We start from the raw sequence: 18,175 nt of genomic DNA on the forward strand, positions 1-18,175 counted from the left end.
CATGAGACGCCACATGGAGATCCCCTGGTGGCGTGACGCAGTCGTCTACGAAATCTATGTCCGCAGTTTCGCCGACGCCTCGGGCGACGGCGTCGGCGATCTGGCCGGGGTGCGCGAGCGCCTGCCCTACCTGCGGCGGCTGGGCGTGGACGCGATCTGGCTGACCCCGTTCTATCCCTCGCCGATGGCCGACGGCGGCTACGACGTGGCCGACTACCGCGGCGTCGACCCGCTCTTCGGCTCGCTCGCCGACTTCGAGGCGCTGGTCGCCGACGCGCACGAGCTCGGGCTGCGGGTGCTGGTGGACGTGGTGCCCAACCACAGCTCCGCGGCGCACCCGTGGTTCCAGGCCGCGCTGCGGGGCGAGGGGCGTGAGCGCTACATCTTCCGCGACACCACCAACAACTGGCAGTCCACCTTCGGCGGCCCGGCCTGGACGCGGGTGGCCGACGGGCAGTACTACCTGCACCTGTTCGCGCCGGAGCAGCCCGACTTCAACTGGCGCAACCCCGAGGTGCACGAGGAGTTCCTCGACGTGCTGCGGTTCTGGCTGGACCGGGGGGTCGACGGGTTCCGCATCGACGTGGCGATGGGCCTGTACAAGGCCGAGGGGCTGCCGAACGTGGGCGACCAGTCCTTCACCTCGGTCTCTCCCGTGTGGGGACAGCCCGAGGTGCACGGCGTCTACCGCGACTGGCGCCGGTTGCTGGACGGCTATCCGGGCGAGCGGATGGCGGTGGGCGAGGTGTGGACCGACAGTCCCGAGGACCTGGCCCAGTACGTGCGCCCCGACGAGCTGCACCAGAGCTTCAACTTCGCCTGGCTGCAGGCGCCGTGGTCGGCGCCGGCGTTCAGGAAGGTGATCGAGGACACTCTGTCCACGGTGCCGTTCGCGACATGGGTGCTGTCCAACCACGACGTCGTACGCCACCGCACCCGCTACGAGGGCACCGAACCCGGCACGGGCCTGGCCAGGGCCAGGGCGGCGCTGCTGGCGATGCTGGCCCTGCCCGGTTCCGCCTATCTCTACCAGGGCGAGGAGCTGGGGCTGCCCGAGGTGACCGACCTGCCGGACGAGGCCAGGCAGGACCCGGTGTTCTTCCAGTCGAAGGGCGAGCTGCCGGGGCGCGACGGGTGCCGGGTGCCGATCCCGTGGACGGTCGATCCGCCCTCGCACGGGTTCTCCGCCGGTGCGGCCGAGCCGTGGCTGCCGCAGCCGGAGTCGTTCGCGGAGCTGAGCGTGGAGAAGCAGGAGGGAGTGGCGGACTCGACGCTGGAGTTCTACCGCCGGGCCCTGGCCTGCCGCCACGAGCTGGCGGGAGAGATTCCTTACTCCTTGGAGTGGCTGGAGTCTCCTGAGGGAGCGCTTTTCTTCACCCGGGGCACGCTGGTGTGCGCGATCAACTGCGGCGCGCACGCCGTGCGCCTGCCCGGGCACGAGGAGGTGCTGCTGTCGAGCGGGCCGCTCAGGAACGGATTGCTGCCGCCCGACACGGCCGTCTGGCTCCGCCGTCCGGCCTCGTGAGTCGCGTGGCGCTCGAAGCGGTGGTCATCGCTTCGAGCGCTCGCCGCGTAACGGGATGACGGGCAGTGAGAGCAGGGCCGCGGCGGCGCCCGCGGCGAAGCCGGCCCAGTAGCCGGTGCTCAGGATGAGCGCGCCCGCCAGCGGCGTCACGGCCAGGGAGACGCTGTTCTGCACGGTGTTGTGGGTGCCGAGCACCTTGCCCGCCCAGCCGGGCCCGGCCAGCTCGCCCGCCGACAGGTAGGCGAGCCCGTTGCCGGCCACGGTCGTCACCGAGGCCACCGCGATCATCGCGGGCCCGAGCGCGGTGCCGGTGTAGGTGCCGGCGACGAGCAGCGCGAGCACGGCCAGGCACCAGAGGGTGAGCAGCAGGAGGGGCCGCATGCGCAGGCCGGTCCGGTCGGACCAGCGCCCGACCGCGACGCGCACCACGGCCCCGCCGATGGCCGCCACGCCGAACAGCCGCCCGGCCGCCACCGCGTCCCAGCCGTACAGCCTGACCAGGCAGTCGACGCCGTACGTGCTGACCACCACCTGGGGCACCACGTGCAGGGCGCTGGTGGCGTGCACGCGCCAGAGCGCGAGCTGCCGGTACGGCGAGCGCGCCCGCGCCGCGCCGGCCGCGCCGATCTGGTGCGGCGGCTCGGCCAGGAAGAGCGCGGCCAGCACGGCGGCCACCAGGCTCGCGCCCGAGCAGAGCAGCAACACCCCGGTCAGACCGTACGCCTGCGCCATCGGCGGCAGCGCGAAGGCGGCGACGGCCATGCCGAGGGTGAAGGAGACCTGGCGCACGCCCATGGCCAGGCCGCGTTCCGGCGGGCGGAACCAGCGCAGCACGATGCGCCCGCCGCCCACCATCGCGGCCGAGCCCGCCGCCCCGGCCAGCGCCAGCAGCCCGATGACGGCCCAGGTGTCCTCGACGAAGGCGACGGCGGCGAAGATGACCGCCGCGAGCCCGACGCCGGCGCCCAGGACCAGGCGCTCACCGTACCGGTCGGCCAGGGCGCCCCAGGCGACGAGGGTGCACAGGATCCCCAAAGCCGGGGCGTTGCCTATCAGCCCACCCACCGGAAGAGAGACGTTGAAATGTCGCAAGATTTCGGGCATGACCACGGGCAGGCCGAACAGGCCTAAGGTGACGCTGGCATGGGCGTTGACGCCCAGCGCCAGCATCAGCCAGCGTCTCATTCCGCGAAGCGTTTGAGGTAGGCCAGTTCGCTCTCGGTGAGCCTGCGGGGCGCCGCCCGATCGACGTCGTAGGCGGCCAGGACGGACATGGCGGTGACGTAGACCGCCTCGTCGTCCACGATCTCGTAACGCAGGGTGAAGCGGACCGACCTGATCTCCGTCACCCAGGTCTCCACCCGCACGGGCTGGGCGCGGAAGCCCAGCGGGCGGCGGTAGTCGATCTCGTGGCGGGTCACGACCAGGCCCTTGAAGGGCTCCTCCCCCGCGTTGTACGGATCGATGTGGAACATGCCGAACCGGGCGTCCTCCAGGTAGTCGAGGAAGCGCACGTTGTTGACGTGCCCCTGGGAGTCGACGTCGCCGAATCTCACCGTGCGGGGATAGATGTGCCGTTCGGCAGGAGTGCGTTCAACCACGTCCGCAACCGTACCCGTCCCGGTCAGGTGGCCTTGCGCCGGGCCAGGCAGGCCAGCACGGTCAGGACGGAGATCGTGGCCATGGTGCCCAGCGCCCACCGGTAGCCGGTCACGAGCTGACCGACCGCCTCGCCGGAGAGCTGGGCGAGCGTGCCGGCGAAGACGCTCTGGTGCAACGCGGCGGGCAGCGGGGCGGTGATGATCGACAGCACCAGGCCGGTGCCCACGACGTTGCCGGTGTTCTGCACCATGAGGCGCATGGCGTTGACGATGCCGAGCCGGTTGGAGGGCAGGCCGTCGAGGATGGCGGTGGTGTTGGACGGCAGGAACACGCCGGAGCCGAGCCCGATGAGCACGAGCCCGGCCGCCACGGCCGGGTACGGCGTGTCGGCGGACATCACCGCGAGCATGACCGTCAGCCCGCACGTGGTGGTGGCGGCCCCGGCCACCGCCAGGGTGCGTGCGCTGAGCAGGCGCTGCAGGAAGCCGGAGGTCACCGAGGCGATCATGGCCGCCACGGCCAGCGGCAGCACCTTCAGCCCGGCCTGGACGGGATCGTCGCCGCGCACGGCCTGGAAGTACAGCGCGACCAGGAAGACCATGCCCATCCTGGCGACCGCGTTGAGGAACGAGGCGAGCGTGCCGAAGGCGAAGGCCCGCTCCCTGAACAGCCCCATGTCCACGACCGGGTACGCGGCCCGCCGTTCCCGCAGCACGAACAGCGGCAGCCCCACGACGAAGGCGGCCAGCCCGCCCAGCACCACCGGGTGCTGCCAGCCGAGCCGGCTGAACTCCGACAGCGCCAGCAGCAGCCCGCCGAGAGTGAGCAGGACGAGCGCGCTGCCCGGCGCGTCCAGCCCGCTCTCGCGCCGGCCGGGAGGAGGACGGCGCAGCACGACGGCTCCCCACACCAGGCAGATCACCCCGATCGGCACGTTGAACCAGAACACCCAGCGCCAGCCCAGGCTCTCGGCCAGCACTCCGCCCAGCGTCGGCCCGATCAGCCCGGCGATGGAGAACGAGGCCACGTAGACGCCCATCCCCTCCCCCAGCCGCTCGCGCGGGAAGGCGTCGCTGACCAGGGCGGCGCTGTTGGTGAGCAGCATGGCGGCCCCGGCCGCCTGGAGCACCCGCAGGGCCACGATCACCCAGGCGTTCGGAGCCAGGCCGGCCAGCAGCGCGGCTCCGGTGTAGGTGGCCAGGCCCAGGAGGTACATCCGGCGCCGGCCGAACAGATCGGCCAGCCGCCCGAACACCACCATGAGGACCGTTGTGGTCAACTGATAGCCGAGGAGGATCCAGCCCGCGGCCGTGGCGCCGGCTCCGGTGTTCCTGGCGATCTCCGGGAGCGCGACGTTGATCGCGCTGCCGCCGAGACCGGTCAGCACGCTGGCCATGCTCACGACCGACAACGTGCGCCAGGCGTAGCCGAGGGAGGAGGTCGTACTCGTCGCCGCCAAGGGCCTGTCCTTTCTAGATTTTGATACTAGAATCCAATTCGCATCGTCAGCCGGTCAAGGATCGAGGTGTCGGATGAGCGGGATCGTCGAGGGCCGCGTGGTGATCGTCACGGGTGCGGCCAGAGGCATCGGGCGAGGTCACGCGCTGGAGTTCGCCAGACAGGGCGCGAAGGTGGTGGTGAACGACCTGGGCGCGGAGGTGGACGGCACCGGCTCCTCGGGAGCGGCGGCCGAGGTCGTGGCGGAGATCGAGGCCATGGGCGGCGAGGCCATCGTCAATGGCGAGGACGTCTCCGACTTCGACGGCGCCGAACGCCTGGTGCGCTCCGCCGTCGACCACTTCGGCACGCTGGACGTGCTGGTCAACAACGCGGGCATCCTGCGCGACCGGATGCTCGTCAACATGACCGCCGACGAGTGGGACGCCGTGATCAGGGTGCACCTGCGTGGCACGTTCGCGCCGCTGCGCCATGCCGCCGCCTACTGGCGGTCCAAGGCCAAGGCGGGCGAGCGGGTGGATGCGCGGATCATCAACACCACCTCGTCCTCCGGCATCTACGGTAACCCGGGACAGGGCAACTACGGCGCGGCCAAAGCGGGCATCGCGGGCCTGACCGTGATCGCGGCCAGGGAGCTGGAGCGCTACGGCGTGACCGTCAACGCGGTCGCCCCCGCCGCGCTCACCCGGATGACGGAGAACCTGATGCCGAAGGGCGCGAGCCTCGCCGCCGACCCCGACGACATCGCGCCGGTCGTCGTCTGGCTGTCCAGCGCGGAGGCGCGGGCGATCACCGGGCGGGTGTTCAACGTCCGGGCGGGCGTGATCAGCGTGGCCGAGGGCTGGCACGCGGGGCCCGGCGTGGACAAGGGCTCGCGCTGGGACCCGGCCGAGCTGGGCTCGGTCATCCCGGCCCTGGTCGAGAAGGCCGCGCCCAACGCGCTGACCAACGGCCGCATCCCCGGGCAGGAGGACTGACATGGCACTCGACCACACCCTGATCGGCGTCGAGACCCCGCCGCACGAGCGCACCTGGACCGCGAAGGACACCATGCTGTACGCGCTCGGCGTCGGCGCGGGCACCGACGAGCTGGCGTTCACCACCGAGAAGGACCAGCGGGTGCTGCCGACCTTCGCCGTGCTGGCGGCGCAGGCCCTGGGGCGGCGGCTGGGCGACTACGACCCGGCCCTGCTGGTCCACGCCGAGCAGGCCTTCGAGCTGCACAGGGAGCTGCCGGCCGCGGGCGGCGTGCGCACCACCTCGAAGGTGACCGGCATGTACGACAAGGGCTCGGGAGCGCTGGTGACCGTGGAGGCCACGGCCGTCGACCTGGACACGGGTGAGCCGGTCATCGCCTCGCGCAGCTCGGTGTTCATCAGGGGCGAGGGCGGCTTCGGCGGCGACCGGGGGCCGAAGGACACCTGGGCCGCGCCGGACCGGGCGCCCGACCACAAGGTGACCTACTCGACCCGCCCCGAGCAGGCGCTGATCTACCGGCTGTCCGGCGACTACAACCCGCTGCACAGCGATCCCGCGTTCGCCGCGCGGGCCGGGTTCGACCGGCCGATCCTGCACGGGCTGTGCACGTACGGGGTCACCGGGCGGGCGTTGCTGCACGCGGTGGCGGGCTCGGATCCCGCGCGCTTCAAGGCGATGGCCGGGCGCTTCTCCAGCCCGGTCTTCCCGGGTGAGTCACTGACGGTGTCGATCTGGGTGGACGGCGCTGACGTGCTGTTCAGGACCGCCAAGGACGACGGGACCGTGGTGATCGACCGGGGGCGGGCGACGATCGCCTGAGCCGGCTTCCGGCCGGCTCAGCTCTCGGCCGGCTCAGCTCTCGGCCGGCTCAGCTTTCGGTTGGCTCAGCTCTCGGCCGGCTCAGCTTTCGGTTGGCTCAGCTCTCGTCGAGCGATCGAAGGGGGTCGAGGCGGTGGATCAGGGTGACCGCCGCCTCGATGACCTCCTGAGCCTCCTGCTCGTTGTCGGAGGTGGCGACCTCGCGTGCGGCCTCGCCGATGACGCTGGTCAGCACGGCCACGGTGAACCGGTCGAGGGGGTCGCCGCCGGCCCCCAGCAGGACCGCGTTCTGGCGTACCCACTCGCGCCCCCGCGTACGGCGGATCAGCTCGAAGCCGGGCGGCCCGTCGCCGTCGATGAAGAGCCGGACCAGGTCGCGCCGCTCCCACGCCCCTGCCAGGTAGGCCCGCGCGCCCGCGATCAGCAGCTCCACGGGGTCGGAGACGCCGTCCTTGCGCGCCTTGGCGACGCTGGCGGCCGACGCCTGCTCGTGGGCGGCCTGGTGGTCCTCGTACAGGGCGAGGAAGAGCTCGGTCTTGCCGCCGAAGTGGTGGTAGAGGCTGCCGACGCTGGAGCCGGCGCGGGCGACCACCTCGGAGACGTTGGAGTCGGCGAAGCCGTGCTCGCTGAAGACCTCGCGAGCCGCCTGCAGCATGCTTTTGCGGGTCTGGGCCGTCCGGCTCCACTCCCACGAGGACTTGCGTGCCATGCCCGTCATCCTAGCGCCAGGAATTCTAGAATCAGATTCTTGACATCGTTCCGTAACGGCTAGAATCTATTCCTAGAGAACGGTTCTAGAAATTGCCCCAGGAGGCGGCTGTGGACTTCTCGCTCACCCCCGAGGAACGACAGATCCGCGACACGGTCAGGTCCTTCATCGAGAAGGAGGTCATGCCGCTGGAGCCCGAGGTGCTGCGCAACGAGCGCGAGGGCCGCCCGGGGCTGGCGCCCGACGTGCTGCGCGACGTGCGGGCCAAGGCCAGGAAGTCCGGATTCTGGGGCATCAACACCCCCGAGGAGTACGGCGGCGCCGCGCTCGGCCCGATCATGTCGGCGATCATCGCCATGGAGACCGGGCGTACCTTCGCGCCGTTCACCTTCGGCGGCAGCGCGGACAACATCCTCTACGCCGGCACCGACGCGCAGAAGCAGCGCTACCTGATCCCCACGATCGAGGGCGAGCGCCGGTCCTGCTTCGCCATCACCGAGCCCGGCGCCGGCTCCGACGCGCGCAACATCCGCACCAGGGCCACCCGCGACGGCGGCGAGTGGATCATCAACGGCGAGAAGACGTTCATCACCGGCGGCAACGAGGCCGACTTCGTCATGGTCTTCGCCGTGACGGAGCCGTACGGCGTCACCTGCTTCCTGGTCGACCGCGACATGGGCTGGACGTCCGACCCGATCCCGACCATGGGCCAGTGGGGCCCGGCCTCGCTCGTGTTCGAGGACGTCCGGGTGCCGGAGGAGAACATCCTCGGCGAGCTGGGCAAGGGCTTCGAGCTGGCCATGCAGTGGATCGGCCAGGGCCGCTACATGATCCCCGCGCGGGCCATCGGCGCGGCCGAGCGCATGCTGGGCATGGCCATCGAGTACGCCAAGATCCGCAAGTCCATGGGCCAGACGATCTCCAACTACCAGGCCATCCAGTGGATGATCGCCGACTCCCAGGTGGAGATCGAGTCGGCGAAGTGGCTGACGCTGTACGCGGCCTGGCGGGTGGGAGAGGGCATGGACGCCCGGCACGCCTCCTCCATCGCCAAGCTCAACGGCGCCGTCATGGCCAACCAGGTCGTCGACCGGGTGCTGCAGATCCACGGCGGCATGGGCTACACCAAGGAGCTGCCGATCGAGCGGTGGTATCGCGAGCTGCGCCTGCTGCGCATCTTCGAGGGCACCGACGAGATCCAGCGGCGGACGATCGCCCGCAACCTGATCAAGGGGCACGCGCGGCTGGGCCTGATCGGGGAGTGAACGCGATGCCGGTCGGGGAACTGTTCAACCCGGGCTCGATCGCCCTCGTCGGCGCCACCGACAAGTCGGGCTGGTCCATCAGCACGCTGTCCAACCTGCGCACCCATGGCTTCACCGGCTCCGTCCACCTGGTCAACCCGCGCGGCGGCGTGGTGCACGGCCTGCCCGCCCATCGCAGCCTGACGGAGATCGCGCAGCCAGTCGACCTGGCGTACGTGATGGTGCCGACGGCGGCCGTGCTCGGCGTGCTGCGGGAAGGGGCCAAGCTGGGCATCCGGTGCTACGTGATCCTCACCGCCGGGTTCGGGGAGGCCGGCGAGGAGGGGGCTCGGCTGGAGGCCGAGATCACCGCCTTCGCCGCCGAGAACGGGCTGACCATACTCGGGCCCAACGGCAACGGCTACATCAACGCCGCCGCCGGCGTGACCCCGTACGGGCTGCCCATCGCCCAGCCGCTGCTGCGCGGCGGGGTCGGCGTGGTGCTGCAGAGCGGCGCGCTGGCCAGCTCCGTCCTGTCCTTCGCGCAGGCCCGCAACGTGGGCGTCAGCCTGCTCACCTCGATGGGCAACGAGTCCGTCGTCACCGTCACCGACGTCGTCGACTACCTGGTGGACGATCCCGCCACCAAGGTCGTCGCGCTGTTCCTGGAGAGCATCAGGAACCCGGCCGAGTTCGCCCGCGTGGCGCGGCGGGCACTGGAGGCGGGCAAGCCGATCGTGGCGCTCAAGATCGGCCGCAGCCGGCTCGCCTCCCACACCGCCCAGGCGCACACGGGGGCCCTGGTCGGCGACGACGACGTCATCGACGCCGCGCTGCGGCAGCTCGGCGTGATCCGGGTGCGCTCGCTGGAGGACCTCATCATCACGGCGGGGCTGCTGGCGGCCACGGGGCCGCTGCCGGGGCGCCGCGTCGGGGTCGTCACCCCGTCGGGCGGGGCCTCGGAGATCATCGCCGACCGGGCCGAGGACGAGGGGCTGGAGCTGCCGCCGTTCGCGCCCGATACGGTGGCGCGGCTGGCGGAGATCGTGCCGTCCTTCGGCACCGTGCAGAACCCGCTCGACGTCACCGGCTACGTGCTCATCGACCGCACCCTGCTCGGCCGGGCCCTGGAGGCGGTGACCGCCGATCCGGGCATCGACCTGGTCATGCTGCTGTCCGAGCCGCCCAAGACGGCGCCGCCCGACCCGGCTCCCGTGTTCGCGACGTACGCCGCCAGTGCCCGGCGCATCGACGCCTCCCCCGTGCCGGTCGTCGTGGTGAGCAACGTGCTGACCGACGTCACCGAGTTCGGGCGGCAGGTGCAGCGGGAGACCGGGTTCCCGTACGTGGCGGGCGGGATCGAGCACGGCCTGCACGCCATCGGCGCGGCCGTGCGCTGGTCGGAGCTGCGGGCCAGAGCGCTCTCCCGGCCGCCGGCCGCGCCCGTGACCCCTCGGGCCGTTCCGTCCGGCGCGACGGGGGTGTGGGCCGAGCACCGCGCCGCCGCCCTGCTGGCCTCGGCCGGGCTGCCGGTGGTGCCGTCGGAGCTGGTCCGCGAGGAGTCGGAGGCGGTCGCGGCGGCCGAGCGGTTCGGCTATCCCGTGGTGCTCAAGGCGGCGGCCGAAGGGCTCGGGCACAAGAGCGACGTGGGCGGGGTCCGGCTCGGGCTGGGCTCCGGCGAGGAGGTGCGGCGGGCCTGCCGGGAGGTGGCCGCCGCCGTGCCCTCGCTGGCCGGCATGCTCGTCCAGCCGCAGCGTGGGGGCGGCGTCGAGCTGCTGGTGGGCGTCGTACGGGACCCCGCGTGGGGGCTGACGCTGGCCGTGGGGCTCGGCGGGATCTGGGTGGAGGTGCTGCGTGACACCGCGCTGCGGGTGCTGCCGGTGGACGCCGCCGAGGTACGCGCGGCGCTGGCGGAGCTGCGGGGCACGGCGCTGCTCGACGGGGTCAGGGGCGGGCAGCCCGCGGACCTCGACGCGGTGGCCGACGTGGTGACGCGGATCGCCGCGTTCGCCGGGTCGCTGGGTGACGCCCTGGAGTCCCTGGAGATCAACCCGCTCCTCGTGAACGGCTCCCACGTCGAGGCCCTGGACGCCCTGATCACCTGGCGCTGACCCGGCGCCCTGATCACCCGGAGGCGGGTCGGCCAGCCGGAGGGAGCGGTACCCGTACCGTGACATGGGTGCCCTCTCCCGGCGGCGTCTCGACGACGGCGGCGACCGTGCGCACGGCGTCCACGACGAGTTCGGCCGGGGCGTCCTTGGTGACGTACCCGTTGACGCCGGCCCGGATCGCGGCCAGGACGTCGGCGGGCCGTCCCGAGGCGGAGACGATCAGGACCCTCGTGACGGCCGACAGCTCCCTGATCTCGGCCACGCAGGGCCGGTCGGTGGCCAGGTGGAGATCGAGGACGAGCACGTCGTGGTCGAGGTCCGAACCGCGCAGGCGACTCGGCCTGCACCGATTCGGCTACCGGTCTCTGCAGACTCCGGCACCCCGATCCGGCCGATCGCCTCCGCCGAATCCGGCTACTCCACCTCCACCGGCAGCTCGTAGATCTCCGTCGTCGGATGCCCCGCCTTCTCGTGCACGCTCAGCACCGCCTCCTTCGACGGCCCCGACGACAGGCAGAACACCTTCCCGGAGTCCGGATCGAGCCAGGCCCGCTCGAAGTGCACCCCCTCCGCCTCCTCGACGGCCAGGTCACGCTCGTGCGCCGCGCGCAGCTGCTCCTCGGTCGCGCCGACGAATCCGCTGTGCACGTCCATGAACTTCGGCATGACGCACCCCCTCCTCCTCCTTCCAGTGTCCCTCCAGAAGTGCCGGCTCAGGGAAGGCGGTTCGACAGGACCAGCGTGGCGGCGGAGGCGAACATGCCGCCGTTGCCCAGCACCACGCTCACCTCCACGTCCGGCACCTGCGCCGCGGCCTCGCCGCGCAGTTGCCGCACCGCCTCCTGGATGGCGAACATGCCGTACATCCCGGTGTGCGTGTACGACAGGCCGCCGCCGTTCGTGTTCATCGGGAGGCGTCCGCCGGGCGAGGTGTGGCCCTCGGCGATGAACGCGCCCGCCTCTCCCCTGCCGACGAAGCCGAGGTCCTCCAGGCCGTAGATCGGCACGTGGGCGAAGGCGTCGTACACCATGAGGTGGTCCACGTCCTCATGGCCGATCTTGGCCTCGGCGAAGGCCGCCTCTCCCGAGAGCCGGAAGCCCTTGGAGGTGGTGAAGTCCTCCATCTGCGAGATCATCGGCGACTCCGCGGACTCGCCGGAGCCGAGCAGGTAGACCGGGGAGCGGCGGGCCCGCTCCTCGCTGGTGACGATCAGCGCGCCGCCGCCGTCGGTGACCAGGCAGCATTCCAGCAGGTGAAGCGGGTAGGCGACCATGCGCGAGTCGAGCACGTCGGCCACCGTGATGAGATCCCGGTACATCGCCCGCGGGTTGAGGTGGGCCCAGCGCCGCTGCGCCACCGCGACCTCGGCCAGCTGCTCGTGCGTGAGGCCGGTCTCCTTCATGTAGCGCAGCGCCGTGATGGTGAACGACGTGGGCGGCCCGACCACTCCGTACGGCAGCTCGAACTGCCCCAGCAGCGAGTCCGGCCCCATCCCGAAGCGGCCGGCGCCAACCCGTGAGCGGCCGGACTCCCCGTGGGTGATCAGCACGGTCCGGCACAGCCCGGCCCGGACGGCCGCGGCCGCGTGACGTACGTGGAACAGGAACGACGAGCCGCCCACCCCCGTGCCGTCCAGCCAGGCGGGCGTGATGCCGAGGGCGTGGGCGATCTGGACCGGGCCCGGCGTCCCGACGGTGGCGATGCCGTCGATGTCGTGGATGGTCATGCCCGCGTCCGCGAGCGCGTTCCTGGCCGCTTCCAGGTGCAGCTGGGTCGTGGAGTGGCCGGGGAGGCGGCCGACCTCATCGGTCTCGGAGGCGCCCGCGATCACGATGGTCATGCGGCGCCTCCCGCCGGCTCGAAGAGCGGCACGCTGACGTCTCCGCGCCGCTCGAACACCACCTGCAACTCCATGTCCAGCGGCAGGTGCTCCGGTACGTTCGGCACGCCCACGATGTTCGTCATCATGCGCACGCCCTCCGCCAGCTCCACGACCGCGATCGCGTACGGGGCCTCGTCCTCGAAGCCGGGCGCGGGGCGGTGGTTGATGACGTAGGAGTACAGGGTCGCGCGCCCGCTGGCCCGGACCCATTCGACCTGGTCGCCGCCGCAACGGGGGCAGTTGGGCCGGGGGTAGAAGTAGTGCCGCTCGCACGTCAGGCAGCGCTGGATCCGCAGCTCGCCCGCGGCCGTGCCGTCCCAGAAGGGCTGGGTCTCGGGCGTGGGCTTCGGTACCGGCTTCATCGGCCTCCCCAATCCTAGTTCTAGAATAACACTCTAGATCTAGGTTCTCCACGGACTCAAGAGCTGGGGATGCCGTTGCCGTACCTCCCCCGCCCGGCCAGCACGTCCTCCAGCGAAGGCCGCAGGTCACCCGGCTCGCGCGGGCCCGGCTGGGCGAGCTGAATGAGCACGCCGTGCGCCTCCTTGGGATGCAGGAACACCTCCTGCCAGCGCGCGTCGGCCCGGTTGAGCCCGTGCAGGCGGTAGCCGCGGGCCGTCAGCCTGGCCACCGCCGTGCTCAGGTCGTCGACGTGGAAGTTCAGGTGGTGGACGCCTCCCCTGCCGCGGGTGAGCTCGAAGAAGCTGTCGAAGAACGTGGATCCGGCCAGCGGCTCCATGAGCTCGACCTTGCCGCCGTTGGCGTAGGTGAGCTGCAGGGTGCGATATCCGGCGATCCCGTTGTCGCCGCCGCCTCCCAGATGACGTCCGCCGAGCAGGTCGCGGTAGATGGGCAGCAAGTCCGTGATGCGGGGCGCGGCCACGGCCGTGTGATCGAAGGACACCTCTAGGCCGTCGAGTTCCAGGTCCACGCGGGGGGCTCCTCACTTCGGGAATCCTAGAATTTCATTCTAGCCGCTCACTCTTGACGCCGCCGCAAGTGAGGAGCAGCATCGCAGAAGTAGATTCTAGAGCTAGCTTCTAGAACAGTACGGGGGGTTCGGCCCGACCAAGAAAGGCTGGCCATGAGGCTGTCCTACGCCCGCGAGCTCGACGAGTATCCAACCGGCGCCCGCCGCATGAAAATCCTCACGATGGCCGTGCTGGCCATCCTCATCGGCTCCTACGAAGGGCAGATCGCGCCCGTCGTTCCCCTGCTGCTCAAAGACCTCGACATGTCGCTGGCCACGTACGGCGCCGTCTCCGGCACGGCGGCCGTGGCGGGCGCCATCGCCTCCATCCTGGGCGGCCGGCTCACCGACCGGCTCGGCCGGGTACGCCTGCTCATCCCGCTCATGGCGCTGACCGCCATCTGCTGCTTCGGCATGACCCTCGTGCACAGCCCACGCGACCTGCTGATCGCCCGCATCGTCCTCGCATTCGTGGACGGGGTGGCCATGGCCAGCACCGCCCCGCTGATCCGCGACTTCTCCCCGCGCATGGGCCGGGCGCAGGCGTTCGGCTTCTGGACCTGGGGCCCGGTCGGCGCGAACTTCCTGGCCGCCGCCGTCGCCGGCTGGACCCTGCCCATCTTCGACAACTCCTGGCGCTCCCAGTTCGTCATCATGGGCTGCTTCTCCCTGGTCATCTCCGTGGTCATCGCGCTGAACATCGCCGACCTCTCCCCCGAACTGCGGGCCAGGATCCAGCACACCGAACGAGCCGGCACCCAGGTCGTCGACCTCGGCCGGCCGCCGCGCCTGCGGTCGCTGTTCAGCCGGCCCAACATCTGGGCGCACGTCGTCGGGATCTCGCTCTGGCTCGTCCTCTACATCACCCTGTCGCTGTTCGGGCAGACCATGCTGGTCGGAGCCCTGGGCATCAGCAGCGCCGAAGCCTCCACGATCATGGCCGCGTTCTGGAGCCTCAACCTGATCACGCTCATCGTGACGGGCCGGCTCTCCGACCGCACCCAGCTGCGCAAGCCCTTCTCCCTGGCCGGCACCGTCGCCGCCGTCCTCGTCACCGCCTACCTCGCCGTCTCCCTCGGCCAGGAAGGCGTCTCCACCGGCACGCTGATGGTGATCGGCGCCCTGCTCGGCGGCTCACTCGGCATCGCGTACGCCCCCTGGATGGCCAACTACTCCGAGGACGCCGAGGACGCGGACCCGCGTCTGCAAGGCACGGCGTGGGGTCTGTTCGGCTTCCTCAGCAAGGGCATCGCGGTGATCGGCCTGCTGGTCATCCCGCACGTGGTGGAGGCCACCAACTGGCAGACGTGGCTGTTCGTGGCTCTGGGCTGCCTCGTCCTGTTCATCCCGGCCATCCTCCTCTTCAACGGCCCCTGGCGCCGCCCGTCCCCCGCCCCCGCCACCAAGGTCACCGCCGGCAAGGCCGAAGCCTGACCCGCGGTCTCGACGCCCCGCTCTCCAACCTGCGCCACGTCCCCGACCTTCACCCTCCGACCTGGACGATCAATCCCAAGGGGTGCCTGCGGAGGGTGTGGGGCGATCAGACGCCGGGGTCGACTTCGGGGTGCGTGAACCGTACGGGCTTGCCCAGCGACCGGGCGTAGGAGATCTCGGCTCGGGTGCTGTCTCCGATGTAGCCGCCGACTACGAGCACCTCATCAGCGAGCCGGATCTTCGCCCGGTGCAGCTCGTCGAGCCGAACCTTCAGCGCCTCGGCCTCGACCGGATCGGACCAGAGTTCGTGCGGAGACTTCATGTCGCAACCCGGTTTGACGACGATCTTTCCGGCTATGGTCTCCCGCAGATCGGCCTCGACCATCTCGCTCATGAAACGGGTGGAGCCGCAGATCACGACGATACGCGGAAGGCTCAGCTGCCTCTTCGCGTCGGCGATCCCCTCCTCCGGGGTGAGCGGTTGCGGGTATGACACTGAATCCTCCTGGTGATGTGCTCCAAGAAGTGCCTACAGAGACGAGAACGAGAATGTCCAAGATCGTCTCATGCCGAACGACGCGGACACCCTCGCAGCGCTCCAGGCGACAACCGACGACACGCTACAGAAAGACCCCGACCTGCTGCCGCGGCACCCAGGCCAAACGGCTCCTCCATGCCGTGCCCACCTGAGCAACCTCTTCACCTACCTGCCCCAGCAGCCCGGCTACAACAGGCAGTTGCGCTAGGCCGCCACCCAGATGTGAAGCATCAACCGGCCCTGGCCACCACCACCTCGGCGTGGAGCGACGACATCTGGGTCGTGGACTCCACTCCGGCGAAATGCGCCGCTCCTACGAGACGGTCACGCGCTCCGACCTGGCAGACCAGGCCGAATACGGCTACTGCGCCTGCCAAAGACGCTTCTCCCAGGGCCTGCGCCTACACCTGGCCTGCACCCTTCAGGGCGTGCCCATCACCCAACCCACCAGACACCTTCGCCGCCCAGCCGACCAAGCAGCCCTCGCCACCCGAACACCCTCGCCGCCCAGCCGACCGAACAGTTCTCGCCACCCGAATACCCTTGCCGCCCAGCCGACCGAGCAACCCCGCCACTCAGACACCTGCGCCGCCCAACCGACCGAGCAGCCCCCGCCACCCAGTCCGGCCGATCCGGCGCCTTTTCTGGACCGGCCGACCTGCTGACTCAGCCGCCACCCGATCAGCCAGGTGACCAACCAAGTCACCTGGCTGATCAGCCGATCGGTGGTCGTCCGGCCGATCAGTCGCGGTGCAGCTTGCGGTAGGTCACCCGGTGCGGACGGGCCGCGTCGGCGCCCAGGCGCTCGATCTTGTTCTTCTCGTAGTCCGCGAAGTTCCCCTCGAACCAGAACCAGTTCGACCCTTCCTCCCACGCCAGGATGTGGGTGGCGATGCGGTCGAGGAACCACCGGTCGTGCGAGGTGATCACGGCGCAGCCCGGGAAGTCGAGCAGCGCGTTCTCCAGCGACGACAGCGTCTCGGTGTCGAGGTCGTTGGTGGGCTCGTCGAGCAGCAGCACGTTGCCGCCCTGCTTGAGGGTGAGCGCCAGGTTGAGCCGGTTGCGCTCGCCGCCCGACAGCACACCCGCCTTCTTCTGCTGGTCAGGACCCTTGAACCCGAAGGCCGCGATGTACGCCCGCGACGGCATCTCCACGTTGCCGACCTTGATGTGGTCGAGCCCGTCGGAGACGACCTCCCAGACGTTCTTGGTGGGGTCGATGCCGCCACGGCTCTGGTCGGCGTAGGAGATCTTGACCGTGTCGCCCACGATGATCGAGCCGGAGTCGGGCGTCTCGCTACCGGTGATCATGCGGAACAGCGTGGTCTTGCCGACGCCGTTGGGGCCGATGATGCCGACGATGCCGTTGCGGGGCAGGTCGAACGTCAGCCCCTCCATGAGCAGCCGGTCGTCGAACCCCTTGGTCAGCTTCTCCGACTTGATCACCGTGGTGCCCAGGCGCGGGCCCGGCGGGATCTGGATCTCGTCGAAGTCGAGCTTGCGGTGCTTGTCGGCCTCTGCCGCCATCTCCTCGTACCGCTGGAGCCTGGCCTTGCTCTTGGTCTGGCGGGCCTTCGGGTTGGACCGCACCCACTCAAGCTCGTCTTCGAGGCGCTTCTTGCGCTTGACGTCCTTCTGCCCCTCCACCTTGAGCCGCTGCGCCTTGGCGTCCAGGTAGGTGGAGTAGTTGCCCTCGTAGGCGTAGGCGCGGCCCCGGTCGAGCTCCAGGATCCAGCCGGCGACGTTGTCGAGGAAGTAGCGGTCGTGGGTGACGGCCAGGACTGTGCCCGCGTACTTCTCCAGGTGCTGCTCCAGCCACTGCACGCTCTCGGCGTCGAGGTGGTTGGTGGGCTCGTCGAGCAGCAGCAGGTCGGGCGCCTCCAGCAGCAGCTTGCACAGCGCCACCCGGCGGCGCTCACCACCGGACAGCGTGGTCACGTCGGCTTCGGGCGGCGGGCAGCGCAGGGCGTCCATGGCCTGTTCGAGCTGGCTGTCGAGATCCCAGGCGTTGCGGTGCTCCAGCTGGTCCTGCAGCTTGCCCATCTCCTCCAGCAGCTCGTCGCTGTAGTCGGTGGCCATCTGCTCGGCGATGTCGTTGTAGCGCTGGAGCATCGCCATGGTCTCGGCGACGCCTTCCTGCACGTTGCCGAGGACCGTCTTCTCCTCGTTGAGCGGCGGCTCCTGCTGGAGCATGCCGACCGTGAAGCCCGGCATGAGTTTGGCCTCGCCATTGGACGGCTGCTCCAGGCCGGCCATCATCCGGAGCAGCGTCGACTTGCCTGTGCCGTTCGGCCCTAGAACACCGATCTTGGCTCCGGGCAGGAACGACAGCGTGACGTCGTCAAGGACAACCTTGTCGCCGTGCGCCTTGCGCACGCGCTGCAGCGTGTAGATGTACTCCGGCATGTCCTCTAGCTTAGGGGCTCCCACGCCAGGCTTCCGACGCTCCACCGGAGTATGACTTGGAACCGACTTTGCCCACCTCCTCCATATCCCCCACCGCCCCCACCATCCCGCCTACTCACCGAACTCAGAGCGACCGGGAATACAGGGTCGTGGCCGTGCAGGCCGACAGCGGTTGCTTCCTTGAGAGGGCAGGCCGGGGGGATCGCGGTGTCGCCGAATTCCAGAGACATGATGATGCCCCTTGATCCCGTTCTCGCGTTCCTGCCGGACACCCGGGAGACGGTAACCCGAGGCTTGGGCTCGGACACTCGACACCGAACTCAGCGCTCGGACTCGATACTCCGCGTTCCGCTCCGAGCTGGGGCTCGACGCTCGGGGATCGACGCTCGGGACGCTCGGGGATCGACGCTCGGGGATCGACTCGGCACTCAACGCTCGGGGATCGACGCTCGGGACGCTCGGGGATCGACGCTCGGGGATCGACTCGGTACTCGACGC

Annotated in this window: 18 protein-coding genes; 6 read left to right on the top strand and 12 right to left on the bottom strand. The window is 70.3% G+C overall.

Translation table 11 applies throughout. From position 1 onward, the window contains the following. Positions 1–13 precede the first annotated feature (13 nt). The gene (locus tag B0I32_RS13180; RefSeq protein WP_106238452.1) at positions 14–1,525 is read left to right on the top strand and encodes a glycoside hydrolase family 13 protein; all 1,512 of its coding nucleotides are present in this window, start codon (positions 14–16) and stop codon (positions 1,523–1,525) included. A 24-nt stretch (positions 1,526–1,549) separates the two neighbouring features. Here B0I32_RS13180 and B0I32_RS13185 read toward each other — a convergent pair whose 3' ends face one another. Genes B0I32_RS13185 through B0I32_RS13195 form a run of 3 tightly spaced genes read right to left on the bottom strand, consistent with a single transcriptional unit; the run spans position 1,550 to position 4,586 of the window. Further along, positions 1,550–2,710: an MFS transporter gene (locus B0I32_RS13185; RefSeq protein WP_106238455.1), complete on the bottom strand. Its 1,161-nt coding sequence runs from the start codon at positions 2,708–2,710 to the stop codon at positions 1,550–1,552. Next, positions 2,707–3,126, bottom strand: a complete 420-nt coding sequence (locus B0I32_RS13190) for an acyl-CoA thioesterase (RefSeq protein ID WP_245955799.1) — start codon at positions 3,124–3,126, stop codon at positions 2,707–2,709. Before B0I32_RS13190 ends, B0I32_RS13185 begins: the two co-directional genes overlap by 4 nt. 23 nt (positions 3,127–3,149) lie before the next feature. Then, complete coding sequence (locus B0I32_RS13195) at positions 3,150–4,586, bottom strand: MFS transporter (protein WP_245955800.1); 1,437 nt, start codon at positions 4,584–4,586, stop codon at positions 3,150–3,152. 73 nt (positions 4,587–4,659) lie between these two features. Here B0I32_RS13195 and B0I32_RS13200 point away from each other — a divergent pair, with 73 nt between their 5' ends. After that, positions 4,660–5,562, top strand: a complete 903-nt coding sequence (locus B0I32_RS13200) for an SDR family oxidoreductase (protein WP_106238460.1) — start codon at positions 4,660–4,662, stop codon at positions 5,560–5,562. 1 nt (position 5,563) lies between these two features. Continuing rightward, positions 5,564–6,382: a MaoC/PaaZ C-terminal domain-containing protein gene (locus B0I32_RS13205; protein WP_106238463.1), complete on the top strand. Its 819-nt coding sequence runs from the start codon at positions 5,564–5,566 to the stop codon at positions 6,380–6,382. Between the two features lie 97 nt (positions 6,383–6,479). Here the strand turns inward: B0I32_RS13205 and B0I32_RS13210 are convergent, their stop codons facing one another. After that, the gene (locus B0I32_RS13210) at positions 6,480–7,091 is read right to left on the bottom strand and encodes a TetR/AcrR family transcriptional regulator (protein WP_106238465.1); all 612 of its coding nucleotides are present in this window, start codon (positions 7,089–7,091) and stop codon (positions 6,480–6,482) included. Between the two features lie 110 nt (positions 7,092–7,201). On the opposite strand from B0I32_RS13210, the gene B0I32_RS13215 reads away from it, so the two are divergent. Both B0I32_RS13215 and B0I32_RS13220 read left to right on the top strand, forming a co-directional pair. Next, positions 7,202–8,356 carry an acyl-CoA dehydrogenase family protein gene (locus B0I32_RS13215; protein WP_106238467.1) on the top strand — a complete coding sequence of 385 codons (1,155 nt, stop codon included), beginning with the start codon at positions 7,202–7,204 and terminating at the stop codon, positions 8,354–8,356. Between the two features lie 5 nt (positions 8,357–8,361). Further along, positions 8,362–10,446, top strand: coding sequence for an acetate--CoA ligase family protein (locus tag B0I32_RS13220; protein WP_106239154.1), 2,085 nt, complete (start codon positions 8,362–8,364; stop codon positions 10,444–10,446). Positions 10,447–10,459: 13 nt separating this feature from the next. On the opposite strand, the gene B0I32_RS13225 is transcribed toward B0I32_RS13220, so the two are convergent. From B0I32_RS13225 to B0I32_RS13245, 5 genes are all read right to left on the bottom strand, one after another. Next, on the bottom strand, positions 10,460–10,750 hold the full coding sequence (locus tag B0I32_RS13225; protein WP_181307342.1) for a response regulator: 291 nt from the start codon (positions 10,748–10,750) through the stop codon (positions 10,460–10,462). Positions 10,751–10,860: 110 nt separating this feature from the next. Beyond that, the gene (locus tag B0I32_RS13230; protein ID WP_106238472.1) at positions 10,861–11,112 is read right to left on the bottom strand and encodes an SCO4226 family nickel-binding protein; all 252 of its coding nucleotides are present in this window, start codon (positions 11,110–11,112) and stop codon (positions 10,861–10,863) included. 47 nt (positions 11,113–11,159) lie between these two features. Then, a complete protein-coding gene (locus tag B0I32_RS13235) occupies positions 11,160–12,287 on the bottom strand; it encodes a thiolase C-terminal domain-containing protein (RefSeq protein ID WP_106238474.1) in 1,128 nt (375 codons plus the stop codon). Then, complete coding sequence (locus tag B0I32_RS13240; RefSeq protein WP_106238476.1) at positions 12,284–12,691, bottom strand: Zn-ribbon domain-containing OB-fold protein; 408 nt, start codon at positions 12,689–12,691, stop codon at positions 12,284–12,286. Before B0I32_RS13240 ends, B0I32_RS13235 begins: the two co-directional genes overlap by 4 nt. 56 nt (positions 12,692–12,747) lie before the next feature. Continuing rightward, complete coding sequence (locus tag B0I32_RS13245) at positions 12,748–13,260, bottom strand: VOC family protein (protein WP_106238479.1); 513 nt, start codon at positions 13,258–13,260, stop codon at positions 12,748–12,750. Between the two features lie 153 nt (positions 13,261–13,413). On the opposite strand from B0I32_RS13245, the gene B0I32_RS13250 reads away from it, so the two are divergent. Beyond that, complete coding sequence (locus B0I32_RS13250; RefSeq protein WP_106238480.1) at positions 13,414–14,733, top strand: MFS transporter; 1,320 nt, start codon at positions 13,414–13,416, stop codon at positions 14,731–14,733. A 106-nt stretch (positions 14,734–14,839) separates the two neighbouring features. Here B0I32_RS13250 and B0I32_RS13255 read toward each other — a convergent pair whose 3' ends face one another. The 3 genes from B0I32_RS13255 to ettA all read right to left on the bottom strand — a co-directional run bounded on the left by B0I32_RS13255 (position 14,840) and on the right by ettA (position 17,677). Then, entirely contained in the window at positions 14,840–15,229 is a 390-nt protein-coding gene (locus tag B0I32_RS13255; RefSeq protein WP_106238483.1) for a hypothetical protein, read from the bottom strand. Positions 15,230–15,501: 272 nt separating this feature from the next. Next, a complete protein-coding gene (locus tag B0I32_RS57615) occupies positions 15,502–15,648 on the bottom strand; it encodes a hypothetical protein (RefSeq protein ID WP_181307343.1) in 147 nt (48 codons plus the stop codon). Positions 15,649–16,012: 364 nt separating this feature from the next. Beyond that, the gene (ettA, locus tag B0I32_RS13265; RefSeq protein ID WP_106238489.1) at positions 16,013–17,677 is read right to left on the bottom strand and encodes an energy-dependent translational throttle protein EttA; all 1,665 of its coding nucleotides are present in this window, start codon (positions 17,675–17,677) and stop codon (positions 16,013–16,015) included. Between the last annotated feature and the right edge of the window lie 498 nt (positions 17,678–18,175).

Source organism: Nonomuraea fuscirosea (assembly GCF_003001935.1).
In the GTDB taxonomy this organism is placed as follows: domain Bacteria; phylum Actinomycetota; class Actinomycetes; order Streptosporangiales; family Streptosporangiaceae; genus Nonomuraea; species Nonomuraea fuscirosea.

Coding starts and splice junctions, on each gene's coding strand:
- B0I32_RS13185 (WP_106238455.1), bottom strand. CDS start 2,710: ATGAGACGCTGGCTGATGCTGGCGCTGGGCGTCAACGCCCATGCCAGC.
- ettA (WP_106238489.1), bottom strand. CDS start 17,677: ATGCCGGAGTACATCTACACGCTGCAGCGCGTGCGCAAGGCGCACGGC.
- B0I32_RS13220 (WP_106239154.1), top strand. CDS start 8,362: ATGCCGGTCGGGGAACTGTTCAACCCGGGCTCGATCGCCCTCGTCGGC.
- B0I32_RS13180 (WP_106238452.1), top strand. CDS start 14: ATGGAGATCCCCTGGTGGCGTGACGCAGTCGTCTACGAAATCTATGTC.
- B0I32_RS13200 (WP_106238460.1), top strand. CDS start 4,660: ATGAGCGGGATCGTCGAGGGCCGCGTGGTGATCGTCACGGGTGCGGCC.
- B0I32_RS13240 (WP_106238476.1), bottom strand. CDS start 12,691: ATGAAGCCGGTACCGAAGCCCACGCCCGAGACCCAGCCCTTCTGGGAC.
- B0I32_RS13230 (WP_106238472.1), bottom strand. CDS start 11,112: ATGCCGAAGTTCATGGACGTGCACAGCGGATTCGTCGGCGCGACCGAG.
- B0I32_RS13235 (WP_106238474.1), bottom strand. CDS start 12,287: ATGACCATCGTGATCGCGGGCGCCTCCGAGACCGATGAGGTCGGCCGC.
- B0I32_RS13205 (WP_106238463.1), top strand. CDS start 5,564: ATGGCACTCGACCACACCCTGATCGGCGTCGAGACCCCGCCGCACGAG.
- B0I32_RS13210 (WP_106238465.1), bottom strand. CDS start 7,091: ATGGCACGCAAGTCCTCGTGGGAGTGGAGCCGGACGGCCCAGACCCGC.
- B0I32_RS13250 (WP_106238480.1), top strand. CDS start 13,414: ATGAGGCTGTCCTACGCCCGCGAGCTCGACGAGTATCCAACCGGCGCC.